This window comes from Massilia sp. UYP32 (assembly GCF_050434365.1).
Classification (GTDB): Bacteria; Pseudomonadota; Gammaproteobacteria; order Burkholderiales; family Burkholderiaceae_D; genus Telluria; species Telluria timonae.
The window spans coordinates 114,041-124,754 of sequence record NZ_JBNDIK010000014.1 but is presented as its reverse complement, the minus strand read 5'-3'; the positions used below and the strand labels follow the sequence as shown (position 1 = coordinate 124,754).

Here is a 10,714-nt window from a genome sequence, read left to right as displayed (position 1 = left end):
CCGGTTCAAATGCGGTGCATCAACCAGCAATCAGGCGCTCGGCCTGGGACAACTGTTGCGCCTCCATCCGGCCCGCGAGCTTCGCCAGATAGGCGTTGGCCGCCGCCACGCCGGCGCCGCCGGCCCGGTGCAGCCAGGCATAGGCCTCGACCAGGTCGCGCTGGGCGCCCTGCCCGGCCGCATACATCACGCCGAGGTTGAACTGGGCCCGCGCATGACCCTGGCGCGCGGCGCACAGGTACCAGAAATGGGCCGCCTCGTAGTCGCGCTCCACGCCCTTGCCGCAGTCGTAGCGCAGCCCCAGCTCGAACTGCGCCAGCGCGTGCTTCTGGTCGGCCGCCTTGTGGAACCAGTCGGTCGCCTCGACCGGGTCGCCGGTCTCGATCCGGTCGAGCAGCGCGCCCACCATGTACTGGGCCGGCGCGTAATCCTGGCCGGCCGCACGCCGGTACCAGGCCAGCGCCTGCGCGCTGTCCTGCTCGACGCCGTTGCCAGCCTCGAAACGCAGGCCCAGGTCGAACTGGGCCCGCAGGTGGCCCTGCTCGGCCGCCTTGCGATACCACTGTGTCGCCTGGGCCGGATCCTGCTCGGCCCCGTTGCCGGCATCGAGCAACTGTCCCAGGTGGTACTGGGCCGCCGGCAGCCCCTGCTCGGCCGCGCGCCGGTACCAGGCGGCCGCCTGCGCCGCGTCGACCGCCACACCCTGTCCGTGTTCATGGCGCATGCCGAGGCTGTTCTGGGCGCCGGCATGGCCTTGTTCCGCGGCGCGCCGGTACCACGTCAGGGCCAGCGCTTCGTCGCGCGGGACGCCGTGGCCGGTGTCGTAAATGAGCGCGAGATTGAACTGCGAGCTGGCATGCCCCTGCTCGCCGGCGCGGCCGTACCACAGGATCGCCTGCCGGCTGTCCTGCTCGACGTCCTGGCCCTTGTCGTAGCGCAGGCCGAGGTTGAACTGGGCCGGCGCATGGCCCTGCTCCGCCGCCTTGCGCATCCAGGCCAGCGCTTCGCGGGCGTCGCGCGCCACGCCCTGGCCGGCCTCGTAGCGCAGCCCCAGGTTGTACTGCGAGCGCACATAGCCCTGCTCGGCGGCGCGCCGGTACCAGTGCAGCGCCGCTTCCTGGTCCTGGGCCACGCCCTTGCCGGTCTCGAACATCATGCCCAGGTTGTGCTGCGCGCCCGGCTCGCCCTGGTCCGCCGCCTGGCTGAACCAGTGCAGCGCCCGGCCCACGTCGCTGGCCACGCCATGGCCTTTCGCGTACAGCCAGCCCAGGTTGTACTGGGCCGGCGCGTAACCCTGGTCGGCCGCGCGCCCGTACCAGTGGGCCGCCTGGCCGAAGTCCTGCTCGACGCCCTGGCCCTTCTGGAACATCACGCCGAGGTTGTACTGGGCCTGCGCCAGGCCCGCCGCCGCCGCCATCCGGTACCAGGCCACCGCCAGCTCGTCGTTCTTCAGCACGCCCTGGCCGCTCACGTACATGAAGCCCAGGCTGTGCTGGGCCTGGGCCACGCCGCGCTCGGCCTGCGCTTTCACACGGAGGAATTCGGCGGAATGCGCAGCGCTGTAAGTGGGCGTGGCGCTCGATTGCAGCGGGGCGTCGAGCATGTTCGGTCAGGCCTGCACCGCGCGCAGGCTGGCGCCCGACTGGGTGCGCAGCGCGGCCATGAAGTCCTGCAGCGAAATCGGACGGTAGTACAGGTAGCCCTGCATCGTCAGGCAGCCGTTGGCGCGCAGGTAGCGCGCCTGCTCCTCGGTCTCGACGCCTTCGGCGATCAGGTTCAGGCCCAGGCCGCGCGCGATCGAGATGATCGCCAGGATCACCGGATAATGGCCGTCTTCCTGGTGGATCTCCTTGACGAAGGACTGGTCGATCTTGACGGTGTGGATCGGGAAGCGGTGCAGGTACGACAAGGACGAGTAGCCGGTGCCGAAATCGTCGATCGCGATCGACACGCCCAACTGGCACAGCTTGTTGAGCTGCTCGATCGCATACTGCGGATTGCGGATGCAGATGTTCTCGGTGATCTCGACCTCGATCTGCTGCGGCGAGATGCCGTAGCGCGCCAGCGCGCCACGCATCTTCTCGAAAAAGTCGCCGCGGTCCAGGTATTGCGGCGACAGGTTCAGCGACAGGCGGATCTCGCTGCCGCCGATCGCATTCCACTGCAGCATGTCGCGGCACAGGGCGCCGATCATCCAGTCCGAGATCGGCAGCATCAGGCCGTTCTCTTCGGCGAACGGCAGGAACTCGCCCGCCGACAGGCGGCCGCGGGTCGGGTGGTTCCAGCGCATCAGCGCTTCGGCGCCGGTGATGCGGCCGGTCATGGCGTCGATCTGCGGCTGGTAGAACATCTCCAGCTCGTCGTGCTCGAGCGCGCGGCGCAGCGCCTGCTCCAGCGCTATCTTCTGGTGCGACACTTCGAGCATCGAGTCGTGGTAGAAGCTGTGGCCGTTCTTGCCCAGCGCCTTGACCTGGTACATCGCGATGTCGGCGTGGCGCAGCAGCTCGTCGATCGATTCGCCATCCTTCGGATAGATCGCGATGCCGATCGAGGCCGAGATGTGCACCTCGTGGCCGTCCAGGTCGAACGGGTCCTGCAGCACTTCCAGGAATTTATCCGCCACCATGCGCGCGTCGTCGCGATCGCGCAGCTCGGGCAGCACGATGGTGAACTCGTCGCCGCCCTGGCGCGCCAGGGTGTCGCCCTTGCGCAGGCATTCCTTCAGGCGGCTGGCCGCCTGCTGCAGCAATTCGTCGCCCTTCACGTGGCCCAGCGTGTCGTTCACCAGCTTGAAGCGGTCCAGGTCGATGAACATCACCGCGAGCTCGGTCTGCTTGCGCTTGGCCTGGATCACGGCCAGGCCCAGGCGGTCCTTGAACAGGATGCGGTTCGGCAGGTCGGTCAGGATGTCGTGGTAGGCCTGGTAGGAGATGACCTCTTCGGCGCGCTTGCGGTCGGTGATGTCGCGCGCCACGCCATAGGTGCCGAAGAATTCGAGCTTCTTCACTTCCTGGTCCGGCACGTGCATGCCGATCGCGTTGAGCGAGATCGTCATCAGGGTGGTGTTGAAGGTGCGGTCGTGGCCATTGCCGCCGCGGCACTTCAGGCGCAGCTCGACGTTGCGCGAGGCGCGCTCGTCGACGCGGCGCTCGTTGAACACGTAGCGCGCGCGCTCCAGGTCTTCCTCGTGCACCAGGATCGAGTAGTGCTGGCCGATCAGCTCTTCGCGGGTATAGCCGAGCAGCTGGTAGGCGCGGTCGTTGACGAAGGTGAAGCGGCCCTCGTGGTTCAGGGTATAGATGATGTCCGGCGACGAGTCCACCAGGTAGCGGTACATCTTCTCGGAGTTCTCGAGCTGGTTCGCGATGCGCGCATTGTCAAGGGTCAGGCGACGGCGCTGCAGCGCGTTGCTCACGGTGGAGAGCAGCTCCTCGCGGCTGTAGGGCTTGCGCAGGTAGCTGTAGGCGCCGCGCTTGAGCGCGCCGATCGCGGCGTCGATGCCGATCTCGCCGCTCATCACGATGACGTCGGCGTCGATGCCCTTCTCGTTGATGAAGTCCATGATCTCGTGGCCGCCGATGTCGGGCAGGCGCAGGTCGAGCAGGACGAGGTCGAAGTGCTGGCGGGACAGTTGGGCCAGGGCTTCGGTCCCCGACGGCGCGGTGACCAGGCGGTAGCCGCGTCCCTGCAGCAGTTCGTACAGCGAGGACAGCAGGCGTGGCTCGTCGTCGACCAGCAGCAGGCGTGGCTGGCTGTCGGTCTCGAGGGCCTGGGAGAAGGGAGCGGGTTCGCCGGGAAGCATGGTGGCGGTGACTGGATGCGCGTGCATGGTGAGGGTCAAGCGGAACCGAGGGCGCGCGCCGGGAGCGCAGGGGCCGCGCCGGCGCCGGACCACGCCGGCAGGAGGATTTCAAAGGAAGTGCCGGCGCTGCCGCTGCGGCAGGCGATGTGGCCGTCCAGCTGCTTGACCAGGCCATGGACGATCGACAGGCCAAGGCCGCGGTTGGCGCCGGCCTCGAGGCCGTCCTTGGCGCTCCTGACCGGAGAGAACAGGTTGGCCAGCACCTCGCGCGACAGGCCCGGGCCATTGTCGCTGACGACGAGTTCCAGGTAGACCCGGCGCTCGCGGTTCACGTGGCCGCGGTTGACGATCTCGATGCGCCCCGCCGGGCGCGAGCCCAGGGCTTCGACCGCGTTCTTGACCAGGTTGACCAGGATCTGCTTGAGCAGGTCGGGATCGCCCTCGATCGCGCCATCGCCTTCCATGCGCGCCACGACCTGGGTCGTGGCCGGCACGTAGCCGCTGCCGCGGAACAGGCGCAGCACGTCGTCCACCACCTTGGCCGCGTCGAGCGGACGCGGAGCAGCGTCCGGCGTGCGCTGGTCGGCCAGGCTGCCGATCAGCTGGCCGACGCGGTCGATCTCTTCGCTCAGGATCGACAGCTCGCCGCCCACCGGCTCCTGGCGCGCCAGCTTGCCGTCCAGGACGCTGAGGTAGTTCTTGATGATCGCCAGCGGATTGTTCACTTCGTGGATCACGCGGCGCGAGGCGTCGCGGAATTCCTCGGCCACGCTGGCCAGCTGGCGCCGCGCGTGGCCGCGCTCGAGCAGCAGGTTCTCCAGCGCCGCGGCGGCCTGCGCGCCGAAGGCCTGCATGAAACGCTCGCGGCGCTGGCAATGCGGCAGCTGCCAGCCCGGCACGCCGCCGATCAGCACGCCCAGGCAACGCGGGCCGGCGACCAGCGGCACCACCACCAGGCTGTCGGTGCCCAGCATGCGCAGCAGCTGCTCCTCGGCCAGGCCCAGCTGGTCGTGGTGGCGCGCGCGCTGCACGAAAGCCGGACGGCGTTCCAGCGCGCTGCGCGCGACCGGACCGCCTTTCGCCAGCGGCAGCGTGAACTCGGCGATGCGCTGCGCGCCGAAGGTCGGCGCGCCGGCAAGCAGCTGGCCGGTCGGGTTCTCGAGCAGCACCACGGCGCTGTCGAAATCGAACAGGATGCGCGCGGTGCGCGTCATCGCGTCCAGCAGGCTGGACTCGCCCTGCTGGCGCGCCAGGCTCTGGCCGACTTCGGACACCAGCACCATATTGCGCACTTCCTCGTTCAGGCGCTGTTGCATCGGATCGACGGGCGCTGGCGGCGCGTAGGCCGGCGGGCTCGGGATGTCGTCGGCGCCCGCCAGGTCGATGCCCAGGTGGGCGGCGGCCTGCTCGACCTGGCGCGCGGCCTTCTCCACCAGCTGGGCCGCGTCTCCGGCGTCGAGGCCGCACAGCGCGCTGGCTTCCAACACCATCGTCGCATCGTCCGCATGATGGGACAGCACGTGCGCCAGGCGCACGATGCGGATCAGGGGATGGCTGGACTCGAGCCGTTCGCTCGGTTCGTGGTGGTACAGCACCGCGTCGGCCAGGAAGGAATCGAGCTGCCAGCGCTCGATCAGCCAGGCGCCGGCCTCGGTGTGGGTGATCTGCAGGGTGCGCTGCTCGACCGCGCACAGGTCGTCGTCATCGCGCGCGGTGAAGTTGAAGCCGTATTCCTTGGGCGCCGCGGCCAGCAGCGCCAGCCGGCCCACGTTGTGCAGCAGGCCGGCCAGGTAGGCTTCTTCGGGATGCGCGTAACCCAGCGCGCGCGCCACGTCGCGCGCCAGCACCGCCGCGCTGAGCGAATGCTTCCAGAACGCGCGCAGGTCGGTGCTGTTCGAATGGGGGAAGCTGTTGAAGGTCTGGAACACCGAATCGCTGATGACCAGGGTCTTGATCATGTCGGTGCCGAGCGCCACCAGCGATTGTTCGAGGTCGGCGCTGCGCGAGTGGCGGTGGTAGGCGGAGCTGTTGGCGACCGCCAGCAGCTTGCCGGTCATGCCGGCATCCTTCGCGATCAGGGCGGCAAGCTCCGGCATGCCGAGGTCGTCGGCCTGCAGATGCTCGATCAGCTTGACCAGGATCTGCGGCATGGCCGGCAGACGCGCAATCAGCAAGCGATTGCGGATGTCCTGGTCGGATTGGTGCATGTTTTCTAGCACGGCGCCACTTGTCGAAGGTTGGTTGGTGGCGTTGCCCTTGGGGGAGGCCTGCCACAACATCTAGCACTTCAGTCAATGGAACAGGCGAGTAACTTGCCCTCTGCTCCAGATGTAAAAACGCGTATCGTAGCATATATACATTTCTGATCAGGAACAATAGTTACAGTAATAACTCTTGCCGAGGGCAGGCTCTAACTGTATGGCAGAGTGAAATGAGACATATGCTTGTTGCATCGATACGACTGTTGCATAAAAAATCGTAAAATTCAGGCACAAAAAAACCCGGCGTTCGCCGGGTTCACGCTCAGGGAACGTGTTGCCCCCGCGCCCGCAATTTTCGCCGGTGGCGCCGCGCCGTGTCCCAGAACGCCAGCGAGACCAGCACGAAGAACATCTGGCCGACGGCCAGCGCCAGCACCGAGTGCGACAGCGCCGGGGCGACCGCGCCGGCCACCACCGCGCCGAGCAGGGTCGAGACGAAGGACTGGCACGAGGCCACGGTGCCGCGGATGTGCGGGAACAGGTCGAGCGCCAGCAGGGTCGCGCCGGGCGCGATCAGCGAACTGCCGAAGGTGAAGAAGAACATCGGCGCCACCGTCCACGGCAGCGCCGGCGGCAGGAAGGCGTGGTAGGTCACGTTGAAGGTCACCGCTCCCAGCATGAAGAAGTAGCCGATGCGGATCTGGCGCGCGAAGTCCATCCTGCCGGCCAGGCGGTTGGCCATCAGCGAGCCGAGGAAGATCCCGCTCACGGTCGGCACGAACAGCCAGGCGAACTGCGACGGTCCCAGGCCCAGGCTTTCGGGCAGCATGACCGGCGCCGCCGCGATGTACAGGAACAGGCCGCCGAAGTTCAGGGCGGTCACGCCGGCCTTCATGTGGAACAGGAAGGAGCTGAAGATCGCGCCATAGCTCTTGGCCAGGAAGCGCGGGTTGAACGGCTGGCGCTGTGTGCTGGGGATGGTCTCGGGCAGGTGCTTCCAGCAGAACCAGCCGAGCAGCACGGTGTAGATGCACAGCGCCAGGAAGATCGCGCGCCAGTCGAACCACAGCACGATCCAGCCGCCCACCACCGGCGCGATGGCCGGCGCGATCGAGAAGATCATGGTCACCATCGACAGCAGGCGCGCCGCCGCGGTGTCGGAATACAGGTCGCGGATGATGGCGCGTCCCACCACCACGCCGGCCCCCGCCGACACGCCCTGCATGATGCGGAACACCCACAGGTAATGCACCGAGGAGGCCGAGGCGCAGCCGAAGGTGCCGATCGCGAACACCACCAGCGCCACCAGGATCACGTTGCGGCGCCCGAAGGCGTCCGACAGCGCCCCATGCCACAGCACCATGCCGGCGAAGGCCAGCATGTACGCGGTCAGGGTCTGCTGCACCTCGAGCGGGGTGGCGCGCAGCTCGGCCTGGATCTGCGGGAAGGCCGGCAGATAGGCGTCGATCGAGAACGGCCCCAGCATCGACAGGGCCGCCAGCAGGGTCGCCAGGCCGCCGGCCGACAGCATCGCGATCTTGTGGGGAGTGGGAAGTGGAACCGGGGTGACGGGGTCCTTGGGAAGATCGGGCGGGTCGGTTGGCGGCAGCATCGTTAATCCAGTTTAGTTCTGTCCTGTTTCGGTTTTGCTCGGTGTTGCTCCCTCGCGGCGGTTGAAACCGGCCACCATGTCGAAGCGGAACAGGCGGCATTCGAGCGCGCCGTTGAAGAACGGCGTCTTGCGCGATTCCTTCAGGCGCAGCATCTTGGGCAAGCCAAGATCGGCGGTGAACAGATAAGCGGTCCAGCCGGCGAAGCGCTGCTTGAGCGTGGTGGAAAAGGCCGAGTAGAAGCCCAGCGCCATCTCGTCCTGCGGCACGGTGCTGTCGCCGCGCACGCCGATCCGCTCGCCGTACGGCGGGTTGGTGAGCAGGATGCCCGGCTGCGCGGTCGGCGCCGACACGTGCTGGGCCTCGATCTGCTTGAGCGGCACGTCGAACAGGATGCCGGCCACCTTCAGGTTATGGCGCGTCATGGCGACCATGTCGCCCGAGATGTCGGAACCGAAGATGGTCGGCTCGCTCGGCAGCGGATTGGGCTTGATCGCGGCCTTCATCGCGGCCCAGGCCTGGCGGTCGTGGTCGGCGAACTGTTCGAAGGCGAAGCGGCGGCGCGCGCCGGGCGGGATGCCCTGCACCATCTGGGCCGCCTCGACCAGGATCGTGCCCGAGCCGCACATCGGGTCGAACAGCGGCACGCCCGGCTTCCAGCCCGAGACGCGCAGCAGGCCCGCGGCCAGGTTTTCGCGCAGCGGCGCGTCGCCCGTCTCTTCGCGCCAGCCGCGCTTGAACAGCGCTTCGCCCGAGGTGTCGAGGTAGATGATGAAGTTGCGCTGGTCGAGGAAGCCGACGATGCGCATGTCCGGCTCGCGCGTGTTGACCGAGGGACGCTTGTTGTACTGGTCGCGGAAGCGGTCGCAGATCGCGTCCTTGATCTTGAGCGTGGTGAATTCGAGGCTCTTGAGCGGCGACTTGACGGCGGTGACGTCCACGCGGATCGTGTGGTCGGGGCCGAACCAGTCTTCCCAGGGCTGCTCGAGCACCAGGTCGTAGATGTCGTTTTCGTTGCTGTAGCTGCGTTGACCCATGCGCATCAGCACGCGCGAGGCGATGCGCGAATGCAGGTTGACCAGCCAGGCGTCCTGCATCGTGCCCGAGCAGTGCACGCCGCCCGGCACCTGGTTGTGCACCTTGAAGGTGGTGGAAAGCTGGGCGATCTCGCCCAGTTCTTCGGCCAGCGCCGCTTCCATGCCGCGTGGGCATGGGCAAAAATAGGAAGCCATGAGGGGAACCCTTTGTCCGTTGATGAAACTGTTCAGGAATAACGCGCCACGGCCCTTGGCCGATGACGCAAAACGCGCAACGCCCTGACGGGTCGCTGCGCGGGACTGTCTGGATACTGCTTGAAAACTGCGTCGTCAGAACGGCTTGACCGTCGCCAGGATCACGATCACCAGCAGCAGGACCACCGGCACTTCATTGAACCAGCGGAACCACGTATGGCTGCGCGTGTTGACGCCGCGCTCGAATTTCTTGAGGATCGAGCCGCAGGCATGATGGTAGCCGATCGCCAGGATCACCAGCACCAGCTTGGCGTGCAGCCAGCCGTGCTTCATGCCGATCATCATCGCCAGCCACAGGCCGAGCAGCAGCGCCGGCACCATCAGGATCGTGGTGAAGCGGTACAGGCGGCGCGCCATGCCCTGCAGGCGCTCGAGCGCGGCCGGGTTGGTTTCCTGGGCCAGGTTCACGAAGATGCGCGGCAGGTAGAACAGGCCGGCGAACCACGAGGCGATGAAGACGATGTGCAGGGCTTTGATCCAGAGGTACATGCGATTCCTTGTTGTTGTTGATTACTGACGAACTTCGCCGTGCCCGAACACGACGTACTTGAGCGACGTGAGTCCTTCCAGCCCGACGGGGCCGCGCGCGTGCAGCTTGTCGTTCGAGATGCCGATCTCGGCGCCCAGGCCGTATTCGAAGCCGTCGGCGAAGCGGGTCGAGGCGTTCACCATCACCGAGGCCGAGTCTACTTCGCGCAGGAAGCGCATGGCGCTCGTGTAGTCCTCGGTGACGATGGCCTCGGTGTGCTTCGACGAATAGGCAGTGATGTGGTCGATCGCTTCATCCATATCGGCCACCACCTTGACCGCCAGGATCGGCGCCAGGTATTCGGTGCTCCAGTCCTCTTCGCTCGCGTTGGCCAAGTGCGGATAGCCGGCCAGGATCGCACGCGACTCGGCATCGGCGCGCAGCTCGACCTCTTTGGTCGCATACAGCGCGGCCAGGCGCGGCAGCACGGTGGGGGCGATCCCGCGCGCGACCAGCAGGGTTTCCATCGTGTTGCAGGTGCCGTAGCGGTGGCATTTGGCGTTGAACGCCACCGCCAGCGCCTTCTCGACGTCGGCCTTGTCGTCGATGTAGACGTGGCAGATGCCGTCCAGGTGCTTGATCATCGGCACCGTGCTTTCCTTCATCAGGCGCGCGATCAGGCCCTTGCCGCCGCGCGGGACGATCACGTCCACGTATTCCGGCATCGTGATCAGGGCGCCGACGGCGGCGCGGTCGGTCGTGTCGACCACCTGCACGGCATCTTGCGGCAGGCCGGCGCCCGCCAGGCCCTCGGCCACGAGCTTGGCCAGCGCGCGGTTGCAGTGGATCGCTTCCGAACCGCCGCGCAGGATGGCGGCGTTGCCGCTCTTGATGCACAGGCCCGCCGCGTCGACCGTCACGTTCGGGCGCGCTTCATAGATGATGCCGATCACGCCCAGCGGCACGCGCATCTGGCCGACCTGGATGCCGCTCGGACGCACCTTCATGTTCGAGATCTCGCCGACCGGGTCGGGCAAGGTGGCGATCTGGCGCAGGCCGGCGACCATGGTGGCGATGGCGCCATCCGACAGCGCCAGGCGGTCCATCAGGGCCGGGGCCAGGCCGGCGGCCTGCGCGGCGTCCAGGTCTTTTTGATTGGCCGCGCGCAGCAACCCGGCGTCGCGCTCGATGGCGGTCGCGATCAGCTCCAGTGCGCGGTTGCGGGTGGCCGTGTCGGCGCGCGCCATGGCGCGCGAGGCGATCCTGGCCTGGCGGCCAAGTTGGTGCATGTGTGCGGTGATGTCCATCGTATTCCCGTTGCGTTATCGATCAGGCGCGCC

7 protein-coding genes are annotated in these 10,714 nt (G+C 67.3%); all 7 read right to left on the bottom strand.

Features of this window, described 5'->3' with window-relative positions; translation table 11 throughout:
• Nucleotides 1–19: 19 nt before the first annotated feature.
• The 7 genes from ABIB42_RS12985 to ABIB42_RS12955 all read right to left on the bottom strand — a co-directional run bounded on the left by ABIB42_RS12985 (nt 20) and on the right by ABIB42_RS12955 (nt 10,681).
• On the bottom strand, nt 20–1,603 hold the full coding sequence (locus ABIB42_RS12985) for a tetratricopeptide repeat protein (RefSeq protein WP_429248432.1): 1,584 nt from the start codon (nt 1,601–1,603) through the stop codon (nt 20–22).
• 6 nt (nt 1,604–1,609) lie between these two features.
• The gene (locus ABIB42_RS12980; RefSeq protein ID WP_429248439.1) at nt 1,610–3,802 is read right to left on the bottom strand and encodes an EAL domain-containing response regulator; all 2,193 of its coding nucleotides are present in this window, start codon (nt 3,800–3,802) and stop codon (nt 1,610–1,612) included.
• 35 nt (nt 3,803–3,837) lie between these two features.
• Nucleotides 3,838–6,009 (bottom strand): HDOD domain-containing protein, encoded by a 2,172-nt coding sequence (locus tag ABIB42_RS12975; RefSeq protein WP_429248431.1) that lies wholly within the window; start codon nt 6,007–6,009, stop codon nt 3,838–3,840.
• A gap of 316 nt (nt 6,010–6,325) precedes the next feature.
• A complete protein-coding gene (locus ABIB42_RS12970) occupies nt 6,326–7,615 on the bottom strand; it encodes a multidrug effflux MFS transporter (protein WP_005664847.1) in 1,290 nt (429 codons plus the stop codon).
• Nucleotides 7,616–7,627: 12 nt separating this feature from the next.
• Nucleotides 7,628–8,845, bottom strand: coding sequence for a THUMP domain-containing class I SAM-dependent RNA methyltransferase (locus ABIB42_RS12965; RefSeq protein WP_005664845.1), 1,218 nt, complete (start codon nt 8,843–8,845; stop codon nt 7,628–7,630).
• A gap of 135 nt (nt 8,846–8,980) precedes the next feature.
• The gene (locus ABIB42_RS12960; RefSeq protein ID WP_071361206.1) at nt 8,981–9,394 is read right to left on the bottom strand and encodes a CopD family protein; all 414 of its coding nucleotides are present in this window, start codon (nt 9,392–9,394) and stop codon (nt 8,981–8,983) included.
• A 21-nt stretch (nt 9,395–9,415) separates the two neighbouring features.
• Complete coding sequence (locus tag ABIB42_RS12955; protein WP_005664842.1) at nt 9,416–10,681, bottom strand: glutamate-5-semialdehyde dehydrogenase; 1,266 nt, start codon at nt 10,679–10,681, stop codon at nt 9,416–9,418.
• Nucleotides 10,682–10,714 lie beyond the last annotated feature (33 nt).